The organism is Leptolyngbya sp. 7M, from assembly GCF_018128485.1.
Map to the genome: position 1 here is coordinate 3,482,238 of NZ_CP070897.1, position 22,881 is coordinate 3,505,118.

Here is a 22,881-nt window from a genome sequence, read left to right on the forward strand (position 1 = left end):
GGTGAGGTTATCGATCTTGTCCGATATTGGTATGTGTTCCAAGTGAGGATCTGCCGTGAAAAATGCGACGGATCCCCAGTCCGCGATTCACTATCAGTAGCCAGCCGAGTGCCGACCAAAAAAGGATCCTGCCTTTCCTTATGATCGCGAGCGTAACTGCGATAGCAGCCCCTATGCCAACAGCTTCTCCTACGAACTGAGCTCCTGCCTCATCGACACCTATCAAAAAAGGAACAAGTTTGAAGACTATTGTTATCAGACGGCTTACTGATTCAAGCAGAAATGCATTGACCATATGGCTGGCGGGTTCAGCAATGCGTGTGAGAATGAACCAAACCTCAACGATCCCCAGAAAATGGAATGCAATCTCCATCAGAACTATCGGGATGAAGCGATCCGGATGTCGTCTATAGAAGCCGTATATCAGGTTCTCGAAAAGTCGTACTTGTACGCGGCCCGTATCAAGGATCGAGGTCAAAAGGCCCCGTCTGTAGAGCCATTCACAAAATTCGCTTGCGAAATGCCACTGCCGAATTATAAGCAATGCAAGAAAAACCAACGTTCCGATCATGAGCCCGATAAGTATGTCGATCAAAAGAACTGTATTTGGATCTGGTGCAAACCATCTGGCAAATACGAAAGCCCCCGAGATAAGGAAAACGGTCGTCGTAAAACTGTAGAAAAGGTTTTCGGTCGCCACTGACGATAGACCAACAACCAACGGGACTTTCCTTCGAACCGCCACTGCCTTCGCTGTGCCGCTTACGACAATGCCAAGCGGTATGGTGCTGCTCATAGCCTCACCGATCATTACCGCCGGAATCGTATCACGCATCTTTAAACGGTATGGTTCATATACCGACAATTTCCAAGTAGCAGCTCGTAAACACACTCTCACGGCATAGATAGACAAAATGACAAGGAAGCCTAAAATGCCGAATCTTCCTATGTTGCCTGCAATTTCTGCAATACCAACCGAATAAACAAGATAGGCAAACAGACCGATTCCGCAAATCGTCAAAAAAATGCCGATGAACTTTAAATTTCGGGCCTTTCTTGAGGGTTTGGGTGCGAATTCTGCCGCTTGTGTGATTGGGGTTCCCGGATTCACGTCTCGTTGCCTATTCTTTTTTGGCTGATTAGAATGGTATTTTAATCAAATACGAATAACAAAACCTTATAGGAAGCCAAATATGAGCACTGCCGCAGGAACAGCCCTTTCAACAGCAGGATTGACAGTTCTTACCGAAGAAGAGGAACTTTTCAGGGCCTCGGTCCGTGAGTTTGCCGAAGGAGAAGTTCGCCCTCGTGTTGAGGCGATGGAACATTCATCTAAACTTGACCCGGACCTGATCAAACAATGTTTTGAGTTGGGCCTGATGGCGATCGAATCACCTGAAGAATACGGCGGGGCCGGTTCGACGATATTCAATGCAATTGTCGCGATCGAGGAGCTTGCTAGGTAAATTACTAGAGATAAATAATCAGGTATAGTCAAGCGTTAACCCTCCTTGCTCTACCTTGGCACGCAGTAATGTTCTCACAAGCTCCAATTCTGCAACCGTAACTTTGCCATCGGCTCTCATGGCTGCCGAGATTTGATCGCGCTCCGCTCGGGTAATCACTCCGTCTGCAGTGGCTCGTTCTATGATAGTTTTCAATCTTTCAAGTTCTTGCTGCTCTGCGGCGCTTAATTCTTGATTAGGGCGTGAGATTTCCATGATGAGTGCTTTCGATTTGTTCTACATGAACATCAATGTAGAGATTGGGTAGAGGGTGGTGTAATCATACATTGCGCCCCTCGTTCAAGGGCTATCAAAATTCTGCAAATCTGGAGCTGACTCAATCAACTTTCGCAAGGTTTCAGAAGGCGATTCTCCAAACATAGATTTGTAATCTTTGGCAAACTGCCCCATGTGCCAGAATCCCCATTGAATCGCAATGTTGGTAACGGTCGTTTGAGCTGCCGTTGATGACTTGAGCTGACGATGCACCGCATTGAGACGGTGGGTTTTCAGATAAGCGATTGGGGACATCCCAAAGTAGTCCTGAAAATAATAGCGAAGCGTGCGCTCACTGATGTGCAGCTCCAGGCATAGGTCATGAACGCTCAAGGGGCGATCGAGATTCTCCATAATCATCGCCTCGGCTCGCTTCATGAGTTGGCTGCGGTCACTTGTCGAAGCCGCCGGACTAATTGGGCTAAAAGCGAGAAGATTTGGCATACGAGAATCGTGTAATCTTTTGCATAGCATACTGTTGAGCTAGTACTCTGCTAGATTAGCTTCGAGTTAGCCCGTAGCCTAACGAGATGCAACCGTTAAAAACCCCTAAACGTTTACCTTTGGTTTTTGATCCTCACTATCTCAGTTACTCTGTGCTGATATTATCTTCATTACTTGCTGCTTTTTGATAGCCTATGTCATATTTTATTAATTCTTAAGTATTCCTACAGCACCGATTCTAAGTTCTGTCAAGCAGATTTTCTTCAATGTATACCCATTATTGAGAGCCGTTATTAAGAGGTTCTTTGAAAGGGCTTTTTTGAAAGGACTCGACCCTGTACCGCTGGTAACGTCCCTCACTGAGTCCTTCATTATCAGGCTTAACCCATTGATGCTATGCGATTTCATGAGCTGATTCGAGCCGCAGAAAATAAGTATAATCGCCTCCTGACCCTCTTGATTCTGATCTATCTTTTGTCTCCATTTGTGGAAGAGCAGTCCATCGGAATCCTGATTTTTCTTTTCGTATTTCTGGTGGGCTTGATTACCGTTGTCTACCAAATTCAGCACAGTCAATGGGCACTCAAGGTTCACATCGGTTTAGTGTTCCTGGCGCTGCTGCTGAGAATTCTTAGTGATTCGCTTGCCCACTTGCCAAATGACCGTCGCGTTTTAGCAACCGCTAGCATGGTTATCTTCTTGGCGTTTCTCGTGTTGTCTGTTTATTTGATTCTGCGAGAATTAGCGATTGTTGAGCAGGTAACAGCTGACATTATCAAAGGAGGCATCTGCATTTATCTTTTACTGGGGTTTTTGTGGGCTGCCCTATATGAGATTGTTTACAGTTTCGACGCCAGTTCCTTCACTGCTGCATCGACCCCTCTCACCAGAGCGGATTTGGCCCACTTCAGCTTTACCACCCTCACTACCGTGGGTTACGGAGATATCTCTCCTGCCAGCAGGGTTGCCAGAGTCTTAGCCAATTTGGAAGGAATGGTAGGTGTGATCTATCCAGCGGTGTTTATTGCTCGATTAGTGAGTCTCTATAAATAAACTGCACATAAAATAAACTGCACATAGACCGATCCAGCTCATTCCCTAGCGCGATTCTCTAAAGTCTGGCTACAGTTCAGACCCCACCCATCCTCCCCTTAGTTCTAGCGTCAGCGGCGCGTAGCGCGGGAGGTGGAGGCGGAGGGGGCGTGATCTATAGTTCTTACTTAGTTCTTACTTGAGGAATTGGTTTTGCGGCATTGGTAGGGCATTGCGCCGCAAACAAAACGGCTTCCAAAGAGGTCGAGCCATTTGTATCGATCTTGCCGTTTTTTGATAGCGTTAGAATCTGCAAGGCTTTACAATCCACCCCCTGATTTAACGAGTTTGAGCAAATTAAATTTTTATGTTACTACTATTGGTACGATTGCCAAGATGTCAAAATGTGAATGGGTATCAAATGTAAACTAGGTATCAAATGTAAATGAGTATGTTAAGGATCATTTTAACTAATGCTGCTTTTAGGGGATTGGTGTAAAAGCTGAGCTGATAGCTGGATAGATAGGCTTTTTCACGGATCCGAATTAGTGACTTTCAAGCGGTTTAATTGGCGATCTGATAGGTTCAGGCTCTGATCCATCTAGAGTTTTCTATAGTTACTTGGTCATCTTTTTGTGAAGTAGTTGGTAAAGTGAACTGCTACGGTCTTTGCCAGGATTGCGAAGCAATGATTACAAAATTAATTGAATGTTTTTCTAAGTCTCTCTTGAGTACGGTGTTGCTGTCCGCGTCACTCATAGGAGGATGCAGCCAATCGAACTCGTCTGAGCAGTCCAGCGCACCCACGGCTATTCCTGTGCAATGGCAGAGAATTGAGCCAGGACGAGTGCAAGAGGCGTCTGAATTCGTCGGTACGCTGCAGGCCGCTGAGATTGTTGAAGTTCGGCCAGAAGTTCAGGGACAAATTCAGGACATTTTAGTGCAGCCCGGCGATCGGGTTGGGCGAGGCACTCCAATTACAACACTGAGACCCGACCAAACCACGCCCCAATTGCAAGGCGCTACAGCGACCCTTCAAAGTGCCAGAGCATCCCAGGAAACGGCGGTTCGGCAGCGAAAAGTGGCCTTGGCACAGGTGGCGACGGCGGAATCAGTCAAACTGCGCTGTTGAGAATCTGCATCTACCAGCAAATCTACCAAAGGCTGAATCGCCCGCGAATCGCCCCGCTGGCCCAATTCCCAGATGGCTTTACGTCGCTTGGCGACATCGCTATGGTGCAAATCGGCGATCAGGGCTTGCACAATATCCACCTTCGCGAGGCGGGTTGTTGGTGTGACGCTGATCGAATCTGCAGCGTGAATGTCAGATTGAATATCAGATTGAGTATTTGAGATTGATATATCTGCCGGTGGAGGAGCCGAAACTGCAATGTCTGAAATTTGGCTCTCGCTTGGCGAATTGTCCGGCTGAACGGCCTTTGGAAGAATGTTAGTCTGGTCAGTAGCCGGATTAGCCGGATTAGAAGAGCTTGGATCGAGTATTTGAACGGCTCCTGGTGCAAGGGAATTAGTCTTTGAGTCAGCCTGTCGAGCTGGATCAGACGAGCGGCGTTGCCAGGAACGGCGTCCTACTGCCACTCCTCCACCCGTCAGTAGCAGGGCAAGCATCACCCACCCCAACTGAATGGTTCCAGAGGAATTAGCTGCATTGGCCGTAGGCGTTGGGGTAGAAGCTGGCTCTGGTGGAACTGAATTGGCCGCCGAATTAGCAACTGGATTAGCAACTGGCTTGGTGCGACTAGCTGAACCTGGCCTGGCTGCAGCCGAGCTGGCTTTGTTCGCTGGAGGATTGGCCTGAGCGTTGACCTTAGCCTTAGCCGGAATGGAGCTAGACTGAACCGAACCCGTTGAAGCCGGACTCGGTTGGGCTGGACTTGCCTGAACGCTAGCTGTTTCTCTGAGTCCCCAAAGCTCCAGACTCAGACAGGCCGCCACTAGCAATAACTTGAAACGATGAACCATAGCATCGAAAAGCTGTTTACAGACCAACGGTAAACAGAAAATAAGTCAACTCAAGCCATGTTTCCCTGTCCACAGGACTTTGGGGTATGACTTTTCTATATTAAGCCCCTGCAACCGCTAGGACGATCACAGGGGCAATCAGTAAGCTAGAGATAACAGGTAAAGCAACACCCATTTAGCAGAATTTTTAGAGCGACGAAGCTTCCGATTCGGCTTCTGCAGATCGCACAGTTGGTAAATCGGTTGATAGATCGGCTAGGTCAGCCCCATCCGGTTTTGGCAATGCTTCACCCGTACCCGAAAGCCACTGCCGCCAAGCTTGAATCCGTTGCTCTAGCTGGTCCCGCTGGTTAATTAGGTAAATGCTGATCAAGGTCAGAACCACACCAAACCACTGCAATGGATCCAGCACCTCGGCCAAAAACAAATTGCCAAACAGCAAGGCAAACACGGGTGTCAAAAAGGTGAGTGAACTAAAGCTCGTCAGGTTGCCGCTCGATGCAAAATAGAAGAACAAGCCGTAGGCAATGGCACTACCAAAAATAGTGGAATAGGCCAGAGCAACCCAATCTGAGCCTTGTAGATACTGCCACTGATCCGCTTCCCAAACCGCAGAGCCAAGAAACAGGGGAATGCCCCCTAGAATCATGTGCCAGCCCGTTGCAGTGACCGGATCGGCATAGCGGCTAACATACCGTACCATCACGGTTCCCACGGCCATCGAGAGGGCAGCTAGCAGCATCAACCACTGACCGTTTTGGAACACAGCCTCCACAATCGACGGTTGCTCCAGCGCCACATTGCCCTGCCAGAAGCCCAACAACCAGTCCTGCGGAATGCCCAACAAACTGATGCCTACCACGCCAAAACATAGCCCTAACCAACCCCACAGCCCCACCTGCTCACCAAACAGCAAACGGGCCATTAGCGCTACCGCCAGCGGCTGAGAGTCAATCATTACCGAACCGAGTCCGGCTCCGGTCCGCATCAAGCCCTCGGCCAAAAAGCCCTGAAATAGGGTACCGTCCACCAAAGCAAATAGGCTGATCCAGAACCAAGCCAACCAGCCCCTCGGCTGGGGTCTTCCCATCCAGAGTGAAGCCAGTAGGATTAATCCACCTGCGGGCAGCAGCCGCACGCCTGCCATAAACAGGGGCGTTGTGTGGGGCAGTGTCCCCTTCATCGCGACCATTGCTGTGCCCCACAGGAAGAAGGGCGCAATCAGCAGCAGCGGAGCGAAGGGCAATCTTGACTCAGTTAGCTTGATGTGCATGGGCTAGTCGGGTTCAGTCCTAGGTATTTACCTGATTGTAGTCAATTATGTATTTCTGTTAAGGAAATTAACGTTAAATTTCCTACAATTCGCCCCCTACAATTCAGCCTTAGACTGAGTTCTCCTTGCTTACGGCTGTTTCAAACCGCTTAAATTCTATCTGGCGCTAAACGGTTTGGGCTGTAGCCGTCTGACGTTCAGCAGCCGATCCCTGCGTGCCTAACTGAATCAGCTCGACTTTGTAGCCATCTGGATCTTCCACGAATGCAATCACCGTGGAGCCATGTTTCATCGGCCCTGGTTCGCGAGTGACTTTGCCTCCCAATGCTCTGATGCGGTCGCAGGTTTGGTAGATGTCATCCACACCAATTGCGATATGGCCGTAGGCACTGCCCAAGTCATAGTGATCGATTCCCCAGTTGTAGGTCAGCTCTAGCACCGTATGATCCGCCTCATCGCCATAGCCGACAAAGGCTAACGTGAACTCACCGCCTGGATAGTCTTTTTGGCGGAGCAGCTTCATGCCCAACACATCGCAGTAGAACTTCAGCGATTCTTCTAGATTGCCGACGCGCAGCATGGTGTGCAGTAAACGCATAGGGTTCTCCTTGTAAGTGATTGAGCGTGTAATCGCGCTTGATTGCTCCGGCTCGATTTCTCTAAATCGAGAGCCAGTTGTTCTACTAAGTAGGTGAGCATAATTAAACATAAAACCCAAAACCCTGCGCAGCGGGCGCTGTAGGGTTTTGAATCTGGTTTTTAATTAACGGTGTGGAGAAGTATGTGAGCACGCCGACACCGTTGCCAAGACCCCAGCCGACTGAGGAACCTATCGACCCCGCAGATATTGTGACCATCGATACCTCAAAGAACGGGCCAAACATCTCCGTTGACTCACCAAAAGATCCGGCTCGTGTCAACTGTTCGGCCCATAATCGCATAACTATAAACGCATTTGATCGGAAGATAGATATCTTGGGCGGATGCAGTCAGGTTATGGTCAATGGAGATGGGAATGTGGTCAACATCGCGGCGACATCCGAAATTGTTTTGAATGGCCACAAGAACACCATCACTTATTCTAAGTTTCTTAACGGAAAACGCCCCATTATCACAAACAACGGACGGGATAACACGGTCGAAAGATCAGTTAAGGCTGAGGACGCTGTAAATTAAGCTAATAAGCAGTTAGAAACTGATCCGCAATGTGGCTCACAAAAAATATTTACCTTACCGCATTAAAACCACCATCAAAGAAAACTCGGGCCTTGGATAGAGAAGGCGCGACCGCATTCAGATGGTTTAGTTCAGGATCTCGGAAAATGTACTTCTGAAGTCGGGATTCCGGCACTCCTCGGCGGCGCATCGCGTTATAGGCATTTTCTGTGTTTTTCTCCGTTACTACTGTGTCTCCTTCAAGCGCGATTAAGAGCATCGGTGGACGCGGGGACCAATCGAAGACGTCATTCTCTTTCAGCATTCGAACAAATTGATTCTTTGCATCATTCCGCCGCATTGCTGATAGGAATGCAGGCTGCATTACGTTGTCTAGCCGATTATTAGCACGCATTAAAGCTGTTGTAACACCAATATTTCTGATCAGGCCGTCATCGCTTGGACCCAGGTTGTAATTGAGTGCAAGTGCATTGGCAAGGGTCGGTTTGAAGAAATCGCGCCACCGCATTCCTTTTTCCTTGACCAAATAATTGACGCCATATGAGGTAAGGTATATCCGCAGTATGAAGCCGACCTGCTCGCCGGTTTCTTCTAGTATCGAGACCCGGGTGGCTCCTGAGAGATCATAAGGTCCTGCCGCCGGAGCTGATGCGGTTACTTCGTACTCCTTACCAGTCATCGCTTGAAGAGCCTGAGTCAGAGCCATTGCGACACCGCCGCCTTCGCTATAACCGGTTATAAAAAGCTGTGGCCCGGCGTTATATTGACGCTGACGCATCAGTTCGCGTGCGGCCGGGATGATATCGACGCCAGATCGTGCATTGACTTTACTTAAAGGATATGGATGAGCGGCTTTATGATCGCCCATGCCGATGTAGTCCGGGAGTACGACTGCATAGCCACCAGAAGCAAATCCGGTTATAGCCTCAATAGTTTCAGGAGCTTCCCCCGTGCCTGTGAACCTTGACGGCGAACGATCCCGATCCACGGTCGTGCCGTGGCAATAAACAACTAGCCCCTTCGGAGCACCACCCACTGGCAACACAACGAGACCGGTGAGGTTTGCTCTTTTACTTTTCGCGTCGAGCGAAGCGTACGTGATCTTGAAAAGTTCTATGGCCGTATTGGTTGGGGATGGCGAATGTTTCCCATAGGCTTTGGCCATTCGCTCGTTCACCTCGGCCGCCGTCATCGTTCCGTTGATGGAAGACGAGATCAACTGCTGGCCAAAAGCCGCCAATGTTGATAAGACGATAAAGAACGAACCGCAGATGGTGCGTCTCAAAATAGACCTCATGTCTTTTCCTCCTTGTTGGGATATATGGCAATAAAATAAATCTCCGTCGCTTACTTTATGACGATCTCAGACATGATCGTATTTGCTATGTAGCATTCCTGATGGGCACGATGATGCAGGTCAGCGATCTCGTCCGCGGTCGGCAATTTGTCGCCGGCCCATTCGATCTGAGGATCAAGTATGATCCTTGACATCCATTGCCTGCCGTTTTCATTTGCCGACATCTCGCCGACAGCGTTATCCGTGTATGAATCGACCCGAAAGCCTGCTCTCGCGGCCAAATAAAGAAATGTCAGCATATGACACGCCGAAGCCGAAGCCACCAGAGCCTCTTCAGGATCGACCGCCTCCTCAACCGAGTATCGGTTAACGACCTGCGGCGAACTCGAAGCCGGTACGGTCACACCGCCATCGAACGACCATTCGTGACCGCGTGAATAGCGGTTGTTTGTGAATGTCTCTGGCGAGTCGGATGTCCACGCGATCTTTGCGGTGTAAATAGACATAATTAAGGCCTCAATCTATATAACATTCTCGGAAATGGAATTGTTTCGCGGACATGTTCGATGCCGCACATCCAGGCGACGGTGCGTTCGATGCCCATGCCGAAACCGGCGTGCGGGACCGAGCCGTAACGACGCAGGTCGAGATACCACTCGAATATCTCCTGCGGCAAGCCGTGATGTTTTAACTGCGAGATCAGATAATCGAGATTCGCCGCGCGTTCGCCGCCGCCGATTATTTCGCCATATCCTTCGGGTGCGAGCAGGTCGATGCCAAGGGCGCACTCAGGGCGATCCTTATCGACCTCGAAATAAAAACCTTTGATCGCGGTAGGGAAATGATGCACGAAAACCGGCAGACCGAACTGTTTCGAAAGATAGGTCTCGTCGGGCGAACCAAAATCGCCGCCCCACTCGAATCTGTTCTCGAGCTCACCTTTCTCGTGGCCTTCTTGCAGCATTTCGACGCACTTGTCGTAATGCAAACGGGGGAAAGGCCCTTTGATCGCCTCCAGAACTGTCGTGTCGCGTTCCAGCGTGGCGAGTTCCTGCCTACGGTCGTTCAGCACGCGATCGACGATGAACAATATCAGCCCTTCGCCGAGATCCATCATGTCCTCGTATCCGGCGTAGGCGACCTCGGGCTCGACCATCCAGAACTCGGTCAAATGCCGCCGCGTCTTTGATTTCTCTGCAGGTATCCGTCACTTTCATCGGAACTGGTCAGAGAGTTTGCAGCTAGACGCTAGTTGAGGTTAGGGAGCTGCCGAATCGGAATCGCGATCACAAATTCGGTCCCTTCGCCGGGGGCAGAGGTACAGCTCAAGGAGCCGTGGTGTTGTTCAGTCACAATTTGGTAGCTGATCGATAACCCCAAGCCGGTGCCCTTACCTACGGGTTTAGTGGTAAAAAAGGGATCGAAGAGTTTCGCCCGAGTCGCTTCGGCCATCCCCATACCGTTATCGGCAATACAGATCCACACCTGATCTTGAACAGTAGAGGTTGTGATTGTGAGCGTAGCTGGCCGAGAAACTGAGCTGGTGGATTGCAAATAGGGTTCAAGCGCATCGACGGCGTTGGCAAGAATATTCATGAATACTTGATTGAGGGGACCTGGATAACACTCAACTAACGGCAGTTGACCGTATTGTTTAATCACCTCGATACCGGGCCGATCCAATCTCGGTTTCAACCGATGCTGTAAGATTAGCAGCGTGCTGTCAATGCCTTCATGGATGTCAGCATGCTTCTTTTCTGCTTCATCTAGCCGAGAAAAATTGCGCAGGCTCAAAACAATCTCCCGAATCCGCCGTGTGCCTTCTTGCATTGAATCTAGTAACTTTGGCAGGTCTCCTGTCAAAAAGTCTAAATCTACGTCTTCCGAATGCTGCACAATTTCTGCATCAGGTGAGGGATAGTGTTTCTGATAAAGCTGTACGGCTGCCAACAAATCCCGAATATAGTCGCGAGCATGGTTGAGGTTACCATGAATAAAATTCACCGGATTATTAATCTCATGGGCAATGCCAGCAATCATTTGTCCTAAACTGGACATTTTTTCAGTTTGCACCAATTGGGCTTTCGTGCGTCTCAGGTCTTGCAGGGCACTGAACAATTCTTCGGTTCTGGCATGTACACGAGTTTCCAACTCTTCATTGGCCTGTTCCAAATCGCGATTCGCTTGCTCTAGTGCTCCAAACGAGGCCCGCAGTTGCTGAGCCATTTGATTGAAGGATTTTGCCAGTTCGCCAATTTCTCCAACTCGGTTCGACTCGTTCACCGACTGATCAAGCTGTCCGGCAGCAATTGCTTTAGATACCTGGTTTAATTGCAGCAGCGGTTTGGCAATCCACCGGGAGGTGTATAGTCCCAGTAAGGTTGCCAGCACCAAGGCTCCAAGACACAGCAAGATCGTCGTGCGCGTGTAGGCATTGATTTGGCCCATGAAGTCTGACTCAGGCATCACCACAACAATCAGCCAGTCGATGCCCCACACATCTTGCCACGGCGTTACCTGCACAAACTGTCGTTCACCGTTGCTCTGAAAATCGACCTGGTCTGCTTTTTGAATTTGGTCTAGTCCAGCAAAATGTTGCTGCAAATAGGCGACTGTTGAACGAATCAGTTGATCTTGGCTCTCGCTGGCATTTAAGCGTTTGGGTTTGCCATTCACCATCGCAAAGGGTTCATCCCTGGTTGAACTGGCAATTAGCAGGCCATTGCGCTCGATGATGAAGGTTCCACCCGTTGAGCTAACATTCAGTCGTTGCAAAAATTGGCTAATTTCCCACAGGCGTTGCTCGGTCCAACTAATTCCCACGAGGTTGCGCTTGGCATCATAAACCGGATAGCTGGCAGCCAGGGAAAGATAGTAAGGCTCAACTTCCCATTGAAACAGTGTCCAGGTTGGCTTACTCGCTTTTACAGTCGCTTGATACCAGCGTTCTCGCTTGAAGTCATAATTCTGCACTACCGTCTGAGACCGCAGACGATTGCCTACCTGATCGGTGGTGTAACTGTAGACATCTTTAGTCCCGTACTTTTGAGGAGACATTAGATCGATTGTGATAGGACTATTTGGATAGAAGCGACCGGCTGCTACAAAATCATCGTCAGCCACAAAATTGATGTAGCCAGCATCATAAATTTGCATCTGCCGCCAAAACAAATGCCCTAACCCATCTAAGTCTTTAGGATTGAGCAATCCCAATTCCATTGCAGTACCATTCATTTGGCTAAGATGCCGAGCCGATACCAGATAGCTCTCTAGATGTTGATTGATCCGGTTACTATATTCGTTCCTCAGCCTGCTAGCTACTTGGTTGACGGATTGTTGCCCGTTACGAAGCGATAAGTATCCAGTCAGCGCCACCGCTCCAGCAATTTGCAAAACAAATGGTATCAAAAGAATGGCTCGCAGGGATACCGGCCTGCGGTGTTTAAATTTACCGTTCCATGTTTTCCGATTGAACACCACTTACCTCAACTTCAGCTTGCGAGTCCGGCTCGCACCGTTAGCTCTAACTTGGGAACTGCCACTGACCTACACTAAAATTCCCGTGCCAACGTGAGAACTCTCAATCCTACAGAGAACGAGTTCCGATAGGTTATATCGATTGGCTGGCTGCTTGCACTGCTGCTAATAGATCCTGGTGGACAGATGGGGATGCGGCAATGATCAGTCCGGAGCGGCGATACTCTTGACAGGTGTAGAGAGGTGGCAGAGCTTCGCCCTCTAGTGTTGTTACAAGTCCCCCTGCTTCTTTAGCCATAAAGGCTAGCGCCGCACTGTCGATCCACTGTCCGGCCTTAAGCACTGCTCCTGCGACTTCACCGCTTAACATGCCATTAATCAATGGGACCTGCACCTGGTTGGAATAGGAGCTAGCAATGTCGATCACCCTGTAGCGGTCTTTTAGGAAGGGAGCCAAATGGCCCATTACCCAGCCCAGGAAAATGGTCGGATCGGGTTGGGAGATCTGCAACGGCTGGCAGGCGTCTAGTGGATCGTCTAAGTGCCCCTGCCAACAGCCTTGGCCTCGCAGCGCATAGCAGTAGATGTATTGGGCAGGAGTAATAGCAAGCACCGCTTCGATTTATGTCCGGGACCTTTTGCAGGCTTGGGCAGCCGGCCGCGAGGATGAGACGATCGATGGAATGCTCCGCGACGCGTATCTTGTGCCGGAAACTAAATCTGCAGCAGAACTCTTAAAGAAGATGCAGATCGATCACGTCCAAATAGCTATCGTGATAGACGAATACGGGGGCGTCGCGGGAATCGTGACAGTTGAGGATATCGTTGAAGAGATAGTAGGCGAGATCGAGGACGAAGACATAGAGGAAGAAGAGATCATCGAGATAATCGAAGGTGCTGATGGATATTATGACGTTATCGGCTCCACAGATATAGACAAGATCGAACGGCTTTTCGGGCTGGAACTAGAGGACGAAGACTACACCACGGTCGCCGGAATGATCACAAGCGATCTTGGATACGTCCCCAAGGTCGGTGAAAAACTCAGTCTGCGAGGCATCGATGCTGAGGTACTAAAGGCTGATGAAAAACGGCTGCAAGTTATCCGCTTGCGGCGCTCGGAGTCCACAGATGGATCGGATGAAACATTGTCCGAGGGTTCAGACGATAAAGTAGCCGGCAAATAGTGATGAACGATCCTACGGAATAACATTAAAATACACTCCGCTCACGTTTTTCCAATATCGCGACGAAACTGCATTCCCGGCCAGGATATTTTACCAACAGCAGCGTACGCCCAAGCAAGTGCGGTCTCCAGATCATCTGCCACGGCCGTTACCCCCAAAACACGGCCACCGGCGGTAACGTACCGCGGTTCGGCAGACGCACCGATCAATTCATTCTCCGATACTTGAGCCGCAGCCAGAGCCGTGCCTGCATGAAAGATGTTTATATCCATCATTGCGGCGGCATCTAGGCCGCTTATGATGTCTCCGGTCCGTGGCTTTCCCGGATAACCTTCTGAGGCAAGCACGATGCATGCCGAGCTTCCCTTTCTCCAACGAATGAAAAGCTTATCAAGCCTCCCTTCGAGCATTGCCTCACAAATATCGACCAGATCTGTTTCTAGGCGGACAAGGATCGCCTGTGTTTCGGGGTCGCCAAAGCGGACGTTGTATTCAAGCACCTTAGGACCATCGTCCGTCATCATAAGCCCGAGGAAAAGGATCCCACGGAACGGAAAGCCTTCCTTCTTGCATCCATCTAAAGTTGGGCGGATTATGGTCTCAACTATGCGGTCGCGGTCCGCATCGGTTAAAAGGGAGTCATCGGTTATCGTCCCCATCCCACCGGTATTAGGGCCAGTATCGCCTTCGCCGATGCGCTTATGGTCGCGAGTGGGCGGCATAAGTGCAAAGTGCTCGCCATCGCAAAACATTATCAGAGAAATCTCTTTGCCGACCAGACATTCCTCTACAACGATCGAAGATGCAGCTGCTTCCCCAACAAGTTCTCCCATTCCTTCGATAGCCGAGAGCGCCTTGGCTCGATCCGCTGCAACGACAACGCCTTTCCCTGCTGCTAATCCGTCGGCTTTTACCACCGTTGGGGTTAGCTCATCGCCAAAGAAGCCTGATGAAAGAACGTCGATCGCTTCCGAACCCGAACTAGCTACGTAATATCGTGCCGTTGGAATGGAATGCCGGGCCATGAGATCTTTCGCGAAAGCTTTACTTGATTCAAGCCGGGCCGCCGCCCTCGACGCTCCTATGATCTGAAGGCCGCGAGCGCAGAACTCATCTACGATACCAAGTGCGAGCGAAGCCTCAGGCCCGACGAACGTCAGATCGATATTATTCAGCGATGCAAAGTCGGCCAATGCAACTACATCATCGGGTCTAATGTCAACAGTTTCGGCAATGCCGGCGATGCCGCCGTTTCCGTTAGCACAGTAAAGATGGGTTACGCGCGTACTCTTGGCAAACCTTTCACAAATGGCGTGTTCACGCCCACCCGAACCGACAACTAATACTTTCATATAGCCGATCTATGCATGGCCTAGGACATCGTTATCGGAACCTAAACTTGACACCTGAAGTCGATAGTTATATCGTCAGACTGTTTTTCGTTCGTTCACCAGAACGGAAGATGGTCCGGCCGTTTAGTAAGAATCTACTACAAACTTCCACTTACAGTTAAGCGGCAACGGGGTCGAATCTACGGCAATGACTCCCAAACCGGACAGCGATAAACTAAGGAGGGTAGGAATGCGATCAGTTGAAATTGAAGTGAACGGCCAAACCTCCCTAGCGGCAGAAGCTGAATTTCAAGACATTACTATATTGTGCATAGACTGCGACAGTAACTTTATCTGGTCAGCAGGCGAACAGGTATTCTTCCGCGATAAAGGCCTTCAAAATCCGCCAAAAAGATGCAAGGATTGCAAGCAGGCCAAAAATGCCCGTCTTGCCGCAATCTTGGCAGCACAGGAAACTGGTATCAGGCAGCGAATAGAGGTACATGTGAAATGTGCGAAGTGTCAAGAGCAAACAACTGTGCCTTTCTATCCGTCTCAAGGTCGTCCAGTTTTTTGCCGGTCTTGCTTCATCGAGATGAATCCCTCCATTCTGGGAACTGCCGGCAATAACGATCAGCCGCCCACGTGAACATTCGGTCTTAGTTCCGGATCCGGCTCTGCCTGCCGTAATATTTCTCTGGTTACCGGTGCCGTGTCTCCTTCTCCGAACAAAATGTATCTAGCCAGGTACATTATTGGGTTTCCTTCACTCCAGCCAAAATAAACGTGCGGTATCTTCCCTGTTCTGTCGCGAAGATGTAAAAGCAACGCAGCGATCGCGTTCGGCACCGCCGGAGCCTCGGTTCGAAGTATCTTGTAGCCGTCTATATCAACCCCCCGAATTCGAAGCTTTCCGCGAAATTCTGATGCATCCCCGAGGTCTATCTCATAGAACAATACCGGATCGGAGGACGGAATGTGATTGTCGATGACACAGTCGCTCGTGTAGTTCCTTACTGGAAAAACGAGATCGGGCCGAAAGTTAAAGCAGGAAAGCGGCTTATTGTCGCCGCTCACGGAAACAGCCTTCGGGCGTTGGTCAAGCATCTGGACGGTATCTCCGATGATGAGATCGTTAAGTTGAACATACCGACAGGTGTGCCGCTCGTTTACGAACTTGATTCTGACCTTAAGCGGATCGACAGCTATTATCTCGGCGACCAAGATGCGATCAGAGCTGCCCAAGAAGCTGTCGCTAATCAAGGAAAGGCTAAATAGTCCACCTTGAACGATTTCGGGTGTGACGCCACGAAATCGGTTGTAAACTAATTTCCTTATATTTTAATCGAAATGATCGGTATGGAACGGTCCTGCCGATCTTTTATTTTATAGTGAAAATGATGAGGAAACTTCGGTTCATTACGTTCATCGCGATATTTTCGATACTGGCATCGGGCTCCGGAATCGCACAGACCCGTAGGCAAACCTCTCTTTCAAACGTGGATATCAGCCGGGGGCTTAGAGAGGCACTGAGCGTTGGTATCAAGAATGCTGTTGCCGAACTTGGGCGCGAGAATGGCTTTCTCGATAATGCAGACGTCCGTATCCCTTTGCCGAACGGCCTCAAGCGGACCGAAAGTACACTGCGCTTTCTTGGCCAGGGAAAGCGTGTCGATGAATTTGTCGCGGCTATGAACCACGCGGCTGAGAAGGCAGTTCCGGTCGCGGTTGATATTTTCCTAGATTCCGCAAAGCAGATGACATTCAACGATGCTCGAAATATCCTGTTTAGCGGACAGGACGATGCCGCGACACAATTCTTCAGAAGAACGAGCGAAGATCGTTTGAGACAGAAGTTCCGTCCGATCGTAGAGGAATTTACAGTGCAGGTAGGCGTCACGCAGAAATATAAGGAAATGATCGGAAGATATTCATTCGTCGGCCGAATGATCGGCGAGGATGCCAGCGATATTGACGGTTACGTCACCGAGAAGGCAATGGATGGGCTGTTCTTCCTTATCGCCGAGGAAGAGAAGAAGATCCGGCGTGACCCGATCGGGCGAACGACAGCGATACTCCGGACCGTTTTCGGTGTTCTTCGCTAGGCTTAGCGTTATTATTTTTAGTAGATACGTTTTATACTTTTGAGCTTTGTATGTCAGTTGCAAAGCTCATTTTCTTTTTGGCTGTCCTGTTCTTGCTATCGCCTTACGGATCTCCTGCGCTTGCTTTGGCGATCGGTCTTGTGATCGCCCTTACGCTCGGAGATCCGTTTCCTCATCTTTCCGGTAAACCTGCTAAATATTTGCTGCAGGCCTCGGTCGCTTTGCTAGGATTCGGGATGAATCTGGGTGCAGTCTATGCCTCAGGAAAAGATGGGATCCTTTTCATTGTAACGGTTGTTTTTGGTGCTTTGCTGATAGGAACACTTCTCGGGATCTTGCTGAACATACCGTCACGTGTTCGAACTCTGATCTCCTGTGGGACCGCGATCTGTGGTGGAAGTGCAATAGCTGCGGTCGGCCCCGCCATTAAGGCGGAAAATGATGAGATGTCGGTGTCCCTTGGGACTATTTTTATTCTTAACGCAGTCGCATTATTTCTTTTCCCCATTATCGGGAACGGCCTTGAAATGTCTCAGGCGCAGTTTGGAATTTGGTCTGCAATAGCGATTCAAGATACGAGTTCTGTAGTGGGTGCGGCAACGGTGTTTGGCAGCGAGGCCTTGGCAACCGCAACTACCGTTAAACTCGCACGTGCTCTTTGGATAATCCCTCTGGCTCTGGCTCTTGCGTTTATCTATAGAAAGGGAAATGGAAAGGCAAAGATCGCAATACCTTGGTTCATTTTCTTTTTTGTGGGTGCCGCCGCTGTTCGGACATTTGCTCCTGCATGGATACTCCCCAGTGTTTTTGACTCATTGGTAAATATTGCAAAAGCAGGACTTACGATCACGTTGTTTCTCATCGGGCTTAGTCTTTCACGAGAAATGCTAAGAAATGTCGGCTGGCGACCGTTCGCATTGGGGACGATCCTTTGGATCATCATCGCATCCGCATCGCTCGCAGCGGTTCTTCGTTTTGTTTAAGGTGAGCGGTATAATACTCGTTTTGGCAGAGAGAGTAGTTTTACACCGTAATGAGCATCAAGCAGATAAACGTCCGCGGGGCACGCCAGCATAATCTAAAGAATATCAATGTAGATATACCGCGGGACAAGTTTACTGTGATAACGGGATTGTCCGGCTCGGGTAAATCCTCGCTCGCATTTGACACTATCTATGCAGAGGGCCAAAGGCGTTACGTAGAATCACTCTCCGCTTATGCTCGTCAGTTCCTAGATCAATTGGAAAAACCTGATGTTGATTCTATAGAAGGCCTAAGCCCGGCGATCTCCATCGAGCAAAAGACCGTTTCTCGTTCGCCACGTTCAACAGTGGGAACGGTAACGGAGATCTATGATTATCTTCGCCTGCTCTTTTCCTCTATCGGCCAGCCACATTGCCATGGATGCGGAACGCCAATAACACGCCAATCCGTTGAACAGATCATTGCCCGGATCATGGAACTGGATGAAGGCGAGAGGGTAATGATACTTGCTCCCGTGGTCCGCGGAAGAAAGGGTGAGTTCAAAAAGGATCTGGAAAAATTCCACCGGGATGGTTTCGTCCGAGCGCGCGTTGATGGCGAGATACGTCAGCTGGATGAAGCTATCGAACTCGATAAACGAAAGAATCACACGATCGAGGTTGTCGTTGATCGTTTGCTGATCAAAGAAGGCGTGAATGAGCGGCTCACCGCATCGGTAAGCACAGCACTAAAGCTTACCGGAGGAGCAGTGCTCGTATCTGTGATCGACGGCAATGAAATGCTCTTTTCGAGCACGTAGCCAAGCACGACCGACGCGACCGCGATCAGGCCGAGCAGACCGCGCCGAGCGTCTTCGCTGAGGTTCCACCAGTTGTCGAGCAGTCCCCACGCCTGGAGCAGCCGGAACAGCCTCAGCGGCGCCAGGATCTGGAAGACGATGACCACCGGAATCAGCCACCACCATCGGAAGACAAATGCGCTGGCCCATCCACAGGCGATCAACCCGGCCACCACCAAGGCCGCGAGGCCCCCGATTGGACTTGGTGGCGGGCTCTCGAACACCAGCAGCATGAGCACGCCGAGCGTGCCGAAGGTGAAGAAGATCCCTGCCATGAGCAGGCTGGCCCGGGGTGTCGGCGTCGGGCGGAGACGCGCCGCGTCGGGTGACAGGCGGAGCAACCACAGACCGAGCCCCGCCATCGCGAGCACTCCGCCCATGTGCCACGGCCTGGCCCACTGCGGTCCCAGGTACATCAGCACGCCGACGCCGATCGCCCCAAGCACGATCAGCAGCACTCCAGCCCGGCGAACCCAAGGCCGAGCCGAGACCGATGCCGATTCGAGCATGCCTCTGCCTCCCCGATCAGCGCTCAACGATCATGCCGAGGCCACACCGGATCATGCGCTCCGCGTCCAGGCCCATCGTGTCGGACTCCCTCACTGCCTTCTTCCTCGGGATCGGCCAAGTCTGTCCTGGTGATACGAACGTGGCGCACCCTGATCGTGTCGATGATCCGAGCGAACACGATCGGCACGCCGAGTTTCGAGGCGCAGCGTTTCGGAAAGGGCGTGCGGAGCGGAGCGTCGAGGTCCACTCCCTCGCTCTCGACGTCGGAGAGGGCGCCCTGGTCGGTCCGAACCTTCGGGGCATCGCCCGCCTGTTTCCCGCGTGCTCGAGGTCGTTCTCGCGGATCGGTGCGACGAGGGCGTCGGCGTACGCTGCCATGCGAGAGAGCATACCAAGTCGGCCGGCACGCACCCAACGTTGAGCCGGACCATCGGTGTCAGCCGCGCCCGAGCAGCTCTGCCATGCGGCGACGCATCTGCGTCTCTCGCTCGTCGAGGACGTCGGTCAACTCGTCGGCCTGGTGGTCCGCGTGGTAGCTCGAGCGCACCAGCGCCCCGCTCTCGACCACCTTGAATCCATGACGCAGGCCCTGCTCCTGGAACCCGCGGAACTGCTCCGGCGTCACCCAGCGGTCGATCGGCAGGTGGTTCCGCGTGGGCTGGAGATACTGACCGATGGTGAGGATGTCGCACGCGTCGGCGCGGCCGGGCTGGTCCGACTCCACGCGCGTGCCCTGCTGCACTTCCTGCATCAGCGCGATGACCTCCTCGTCGGTCTCCCCGATGCCCACCATGATCCCGGTCTTGGCGACCAGGCCCTGCTCCTTCACCCGACGGAGCAGCTCGATCGAGCGGTCGAACTTGGCGCTGGGCCTCACTGCCGGATACATCCGCCGAACCGTCTCGAGGTTGTGGTTGATGATGTGCGGCCTGGCATCGATCACCATCTGCAGCGCGGCCCAGTTGCCCTCGAAGTCGGGGATGAGGACCTCGATCGACAGCCCCGGGCAGAGCTCGCGCGTGCGGAGGATCGTCTCGGCCCAGATGCCCGCCCCGCCATCGGGCAGCTCGTCGCGGTTGACGCTCGTGATGACGATGTGCTTGAGGTGCGCGCCCTCCTGCATCAGCCGAAGGCTCTCGGCGACGCGGCGCGGCTCGTCCTTGTCCACGGCGGCGGGCCGGCCGGTCTTGACGTTGCAGAACCCGCATGCCCGGGTGCAGGTGTCGCCCAGGATCATGATGGTCGCCACGCCGCGCGACCAGCACTCTCCCATGTTCGGGCATCCGGCCTCCTCGCAGACCGTGTGCAGGCGATGCTCGCTGAGGATGCTCTTGAGACGGGTATAACCCGGGCCGCCGGGAACCTTCGCCCGAAGCCACGAAGGTTTTTTCTTGGTGGCCAACTGCTGGTTCGAGTCGTTGTTGAGCACCATCCCGGAGAGGCTCACCACGGGGCGATCCACCCGACGAAGCGGGTCGCCGCCCAGTGGACGCGGATGACGCGCCAGGGTCCGGGCGATGGGATCGGTGCCAGCGGGCGGGAGTTCGGTCGGGACCTGCTCGGCCATGGAAGCCAACTCTAGCCCCTGCCGATGCCCTTCCCGGTGCGGTCGGCGTCCGATGCCGCACTCGGCCATGCTCCGGCAGGGCTCCAGGAAGTCCGTTCCGCCCGACCGCACCCACCGATCTCTCCCCTTCCGCACGGGCGACAGTCAAGGGTGGGGATTCCGCCACCCGATTTGACAGGGAGTACGCGAGTGTTAGGTTTATCACCCGCAGGGGCCAACGATCCCCTGCCATGAGCTGGCACGACCCGACCCGATCGAGAAGGAGCCGACCCCTTGGATCGCCACACGAGCCGTACGACGTATCGGACCTCCAAGCTCGGCCTGGGTACCGTCGCGAAGGTCGTGGCCCTTGCCGGCGTGGCGGTGGGCATGGCCGGGTGCGAGACCGACAGCTTCATGCTCGATCCCAGCGTGGTCGGCCGGTGGGAGCACACGCCCGCCCGCGTCCCCATCCTCACGCGCATCGCCAGCATCGAGGGGCCGGGAGACGACTTCGTTGAGTATTCCGACATCAGGCCCGACGACCTCCTTCCCGAGATCACGGAGTACCGGATCGGCCCCGGCGACCGCCTGACGGTCATCGTCTTCGACATCCCGGATGAGGGACGCTCCGTTCCCTTTCCGGTAGTTGTCGATACACGTGGCGCGATCAACCTGCCGCAGCTTGGGGAGCTCAACCTCAACGGCTTGAGCGTCCGCCAGGCCGAGCAGGTGGTCATGAATGCGATGCGCGAGCTGGTGGCCAATCCGCTCGCGTCGATTCGATCCAGCGCAAGCATTTTATCAAATGGAAATTCGGGTTGTGATTGAAGGTCATGGCTGACAAAAAACCTGAGATTATTCACTTTAAACTGCTTAAGTAGATGAGCATAATTAAACATAAAACCCAAAACCCTGCGCAGCGGGCGGTGCAGGGTCTTGAATCTGGTTTTTAATTATGCTGAGGTACTTATACAGTAGAAAAGTATCCAAAGAGCACAGTTTGCCAAAACCATCCCATTCCACAGCCTTTATAGGCTCGAAAAATTTATACTCATACGACTTCCTCTAAAACTGGAATGCATCAGCTTGGTTATGCTAGGCTTTTGCAAAGTGTATTGTTAGTCAATTAATGCAAGATACAGAGAAAATTTCATTGAACAATTAGCATATGCTTTCGTTAGTTCAGGCGATGAAAATTTATTCTCTTGTTACGGGTTTCCTAATTATGTTCATGCTGATCGCCTGTGGTGGTCAACGAAATACGGCTTCACCGACTGAAGATAATTCAGCAACCAATTCAGCGAACCATGTCAATACTCCTCAACCCAGTATTCCAAAAGCAAATACTCCAAAGGCCAATTTTCCAAAGGCCAATTTTCCAAAGGCCAATTTTCCAAAGGCTAAGTTTCCCCAAGCTAAGTTTCCAAGCATTATTTTCCCAGAAGCTAGTTTTCCGCAAGTCCAGTTTCCTGAAGTAACGTTTCCTAATGTAAAAATCCAGCAGGATGAAAACACTACGATATATACACTTCCAGCAGATATTTTGTTTGACTTTGACAAAGCCGAGTTGCGGCCCGATGCTGAAGCAGCCCTACAACAAATCTCGAGTTCGATCATCCAACGGTTTGCCGATGCCTCAATTCAAATCAACGGACATACTGATTCTATTGGTAGCGATGCCTATAACCTAGACCTTTCTAAACGCAGAGCAGAATCGGTGCGACAATGGCTAACCACCAACAAAAATATGAATCCTGACCAAATGATAGTGGAAGGGTTAGGAGAAAACCAACCTGTAGCCCCCAACACGAACCCGGATGGGTCAGATAATCCTCAAGGACGACAAAAGAACCGCCGAGTTGAGATTATTGTTCGTACCAGCAGTTCTTGATTGTTTACCTCTGTATTCAGGAC

General features: G+C 51.5%; 27 protein-coding genes. 11 read left to right on the forward strand and 16 right to left on the reverse strand.

Annotated features, from left to right (window positions below; genetic code table 11):
• Window positions 1-7 precede the first annotated feature (7 nt).
• A complete protein-coding gene (locus JVX88_RS17390; protein ID WP_211628560.1) occupies window positions 8-1,111 on the reverse strand; it encodes a lysylphosphatidylglycerol synthase transmembrane domain-containing protein in 1,104 nt (367 codons plus the stop codon).
• 82 nt (window positions 1,112-1,193) lie between these two features.
• Here JVX88_RS17390 and JVX88_RS17395 point away from each other — a divergent pair, with 82 nt between their 5' ends.
• Entirely contained in the window at window positions 1,194-1,466 is a 273-nt protein-coding gene (locus tag JVX88_RS17395) for an acyl-CoA dehydrogenase family protein (protein ID WP_211628566.1), read from the forward strand.
• A gap of 18 nt (window positions 1,467-1,484) precedes the next feature.
• Here JVX88_RS17395 and JVX88_RS17400 read toward each other — a convergent pair whose 3' ends face one another.
• Both JVX88_RS17400 and JVX88_RS17405 read right to left on the reverse strand, forming a co-directional pair.
• On the reverse strand, window positions 1,485-1,721 hold the full coding sequence (locus tag JVX88_RS17400; protein WP_211628568.1) for a hypothetical protein: 237 nt from the start codon (window positions 1,719-1,721) through the stop codon (window positions 1,485-1,487).
• An 84-nt stretch (window positions 1,722-1,805) separates the two neighbouring features.
• On the reverse strand, window positions 1,806-2,225 hold the full coding sequence (locus JVX88_RS17405; protein WP_211628569.1) for a helix-turn-helix domain-containing protein: 420 nt from the start codon (window positions 2,223-2,225) through the stop codon (window positions 1,806-1,808).
• Between the two features lie 396 nt (window positions 2,226-2,621).
• Between JVX88_RS17405 and JVX88_RS17410 the strand changes: the two genes are divergently transcribed.
• A complete protein-coding gene (locus JVX88_RS17410; RefSeq protein ID WP_211628571.1) occupies window positions 2,622-3,278 on the forward strand; it encodes a potassium channel family protein in 657 nt (218 codons plus the stop codon).
• Between the two features lie 1,014 nt (window positions 3,279-4,292).
• On the opposite strand, the gene JVX88_RS17420 is transcribed toward JVX88_RS17410, so the two are convergent.
• From JVX88_RS17420 to gloA, 3 genes are all read right to left on the reverse strand, one after another.
• Entirely contained in the window at window positions 4,293-5,240 is a 948-nt protein-coding gene (locus tag JVX88_RS17420) for a HEAT repeat domain-containing protein (protein WP_211628574.1), read from the reverse strand.
• 187 nt (window positions 5,241-5,427) lie between these two features.
• A complete protein-coding gene (locus JVX88_RS17425; protein ID WP_211628576.1) occupies window positions 5,428-6,513 on the reverse strand; it encodes a DMT family transporter in 1,086 nt (361 codons plus the stop codon).
• Between the two features lie 166 nt (window positions 6,514-6,679).
• A complete protein-coding gene (gene gloA / locus JVX88_RS17430) occupies window positions 6,680-7,111 on the reverse strand; it encodes a lactoylglutathione lyase (protein WP_211628578.1) in 432 nt (143 codons plus the stop codon).
• A 185-nt stretch (window positions 7,112-7,296) separates the two neighbouring features.
• On the opposite strand from gloA, the gene JVX88_RS17435 reads away from it, so the two are divergent.
• Window positions 7,297-7,689, forward strand: coding sequence for a DUF3060 domain-containing protein (locus JVX88_RS17435; RefSeq protein WP_211628580.1), 393 nt, complete (start codon window positions 7,297-7,299; stop codon window positions 7,687-7,689).
• Window positions 7,690-7,738: 49 nt separating this feature from the next.
• Here the strand turns inward: JVX88_RS17435 and JVX88_RS17440 are convergent, their stop codons facing one another.
• The 5 genes from JVX88_RS17440 to JVX88_RS17460 form a co-directional block, all read right to left on the reverse strand.
• On the reverse strand, window positions 7,739-8,986 hold the full coding sequence (locus JVX88_RS17440) for an alpha/beta hydrolase family protein (protein ID WP_211628581.1): 1,248 nt from the start codon (window positions 8,984-8,986) through the stop codon (window positions 7,739-7,741).
• A gap of 50 nt (window positions 8,987-9,036) precedes the next feature.
• Complete coding sequence (locus tag JVX88_RS17445) at window positions 9,037-9,492, reverse strand: OsmC family protein (RefSeq protein WP_211628583.1); 456 nt, start codon at window positions 9,490-9,492, stop codon at window positions 9,037-9,039.
• A 2-nt stretch (window positions 9,493-9,494) separates the two neighbouring features.
• Window positions 9,495-10,190, reverse strand: a complete 696-nt coding sequence (locus JVX88_RS17450) for an amino acid--tRNA ligase-related protein (protein WP_263975602.1) — start codon at window positions 10,188-10,190, stop codon at window positions 9,495-9,497.
• A gap of 44 nt (window positions 10,191-10,234) precedes the next feature.
• Window positions 10,235-12,463, reverse strand: a complete 2,229-nt coding sequence (locus JVX88_RS17455) for an ATP-binding protein (protein WP_211628585.1) — start codon at window positions 12,461-12,463, stop codon at window positions 10,235-10,237.
• Window positions 12,464-12,596: 133 nt separating this feature from the next.
• Window positions 12,597-13,076 carry an inositol monophosphatase family protein gene (locus JVX88_RS17460; RefSeq protein ID WP_211628587.1) on the reverse strand — a complete coding sequence of 160 codons (480 nt, stop codon included), beginning with the start codon at window positions 13,074-13,076 and terminating at the stop codon, window positions 12,597-12,599.
• A gap of 25 nt (window positions 13,077-13,101) precedes the next feature.
• On the opposite strand from JVX88_RS17460, the gene JVX88_RS17465 reads away from it, so the two are divergent.
• On the forward strand, window positions 13,102-13,650 hold the full coding sequence (locus JVX88_RS17465) for a transporter associated domain-containing protein (protein ID WP_225931443.1): 549 nt from the start codon (window positions 13,102-13,104) through the stop codon (window positions 13,648-13,650).
• 41 nt (window positions 13,651-13,691) lie between these two features.
• On the opposite strand, the gene purD is transcribed toward JVX88_RS17465, so the two are convergent.
• Window positions 13,692-15,002, reverse strand: coding sequence for a phosphoribosylamine--glycine ligase (gene purD / locus JVX88_RS17470; RefSeq protein WP_211619445.1), 1,311 nt, complete (start codon window positions 15,000-15,002; stop codon window positions 13,692-13,694).
• Between the two features lie 229 nt (window positions 15,003-15,231).
• On the opposite strand from purD, the gene JVX88_RS17475 reads away from it, so the two are divergent.
• The gene (locus JVX88_RS17475; protein ID WP_211619446.1) at window positions 15,232-15,630 is read left to right on the forward strand and encodes a zinc-ribbon domain containing protein; all 399 of its coding nucleotides are present in this window, start codon (window positions 15,232-15,234) and stop codon (window positions 15,628-15,630) included.
• On the opposite strand, the gene JVX88_RS38565 is transcribed toward JVX88_RS17475, so the two are convergent.
• Window positions 15,615-16,088 carry a hypothetical protein gene (locus tag JVX88_RS38565; protein WP_263975697.1) on the reverse strand — a complete coding sequence of 158 codons (474 nt, stop codon included), beginning with the start codon at window positions 16,086-16,088 and terminating at the stop codon, window positions 15,615-15,617. The two genes, JVX88_RS17475 and JVX88_RS38565, sit on opposite strands and share 16 nt — an antisense overlap.
• Here JVX88_RS38565 and JVX88_RS17480 point away from each other — a divergent pair.
• The 4 genes from JVX88_RS17480 (at window position 16,011) to JVX88_RS17495 (ending at window position 18,869) form a co-directional block, all read left to right on the forward strand.
• A complete protein-coding gene (locus JVX88_RS17480) occupies window positions 16,011-16,259 on the forward strand; it encodes a 2,3-bisphosphoglycerate-dependent phosphoglycerate mutase (protein ID WP_317134660.1) in 249 nt (82 codons plus the stop codon). The two genes, JVX88_RS38565 and JVX88_RS17480, sit on opposite strands and share 78 nt — an antisense overlap.
• Before the next feature lie 119 nt (window positions 16,260-16,378).
• The gene (locus tag JVX88_RS17485) at window positions 16,379-17,086 is read left to right on the forward strand and encodes a DUF4197 domain-containing protein (RefSeq protein WP_211619447.1); all 708 of its coding nucleotides are present in this window, start codon (window positions 16,379-16,381) and stop codon (window positions 17,084-17,086) included.
• Between the two features lie 50 nt (window positions 17,087-17,136).
• Window positions 17,137-18,069 carry a YeiH family protein gene (locus JVX88_RS17490; protein WP_211619448.1) on the forward strand — a complete coding sequence of 311 codons (933 nt, stop codon included), beginning with the start codon at window positions 17,137-17,139 and terminating at the stop codon, window positions 18,067-18,069.
• Window positions 18,070-18,119: 50 nt separating this feature from the next.
• Window positions 18,120-18,869 carry a hypothetical protein gene (locus tag JVX88_RS17495; RefSeq protein ID WP_211619449.1) on the forward strand — a complete coding sequence of 250 codons (750 nt, stop codon included), beginning with the start codon at window positions 18,120-18,122 and terminating at the stop codon, window positions 18,867-18,869.
• Here the strand turns inward: JVX88_RS17495 and JVX88_RS17500 are convergent.
• From JVX88_RS17500 to lipA, 3 genes are all read right to left on the reverse strand, one after another.
• Window positions 18,798-19,385, reverse strand: coding sequence for a hypothetical protein (locus JVX88_RS17500; RefSeq protein WP_211619450.1), 588 nt, complete (start codon window positions 19,383-19,385; stop codon window positions 18,798-18,800). The genes JVX88_RS17495 and JVX88_RS17500 overlap by 72 nt on opposite strands.
• 55 nt (window positions 19,386-19,440) lie before the next feature.
• Complete coding sequence (locus tag JVX88_RS17505; protein ID WP_211619451.1) at window positions 19,441-19,605, reverse strand: hypothetical protein; 165 nt, start codon at window positions 19,603-19,605, stop codon at window positions 19,441-19,443.
• 249 nt (window positions 19,606-19,854) lie between these two features.
• Complete coding sequence (gene lipA / locus JVX88_RS17510) at window positions 19,855-20,985, reverse strand: lipoyl synthase (protein WP_263975163.1); 1,131 nt, start codon at window positions 20,983-20,985, stop codon at window positions 19,855-19,857.
• 273 nt (window positions 20,986-21,258) lie between these two features.
• On the opposite strand from lipA, the gene JVX88_RS17515 reads away from it, so the two are divergent.
• Window positions 21,259-21,795 (forward strand): polysaccharide biosynthesis/export family protein, encoded by a 537-nt coding sequence (locus tag JVX88_RS17515; protein WP_211619452.1) that lies wholly within the window; start codon window positions 21,259-21,261, stop codon window positions 21,793-21,795.
• 361 nt (window positions 21,796-22,156) lie between these two features.
• Entirely contained in the window at window positions 22,157-22,858 is a 702-nt protein-coding gene (locus JVX88_RS17520) for an OmpA family protein (RefSeq protein WP_211619453.1), read from the forward strand.
• Window positions 22,859-22,881: the final 23 nt, after the last annotated feature.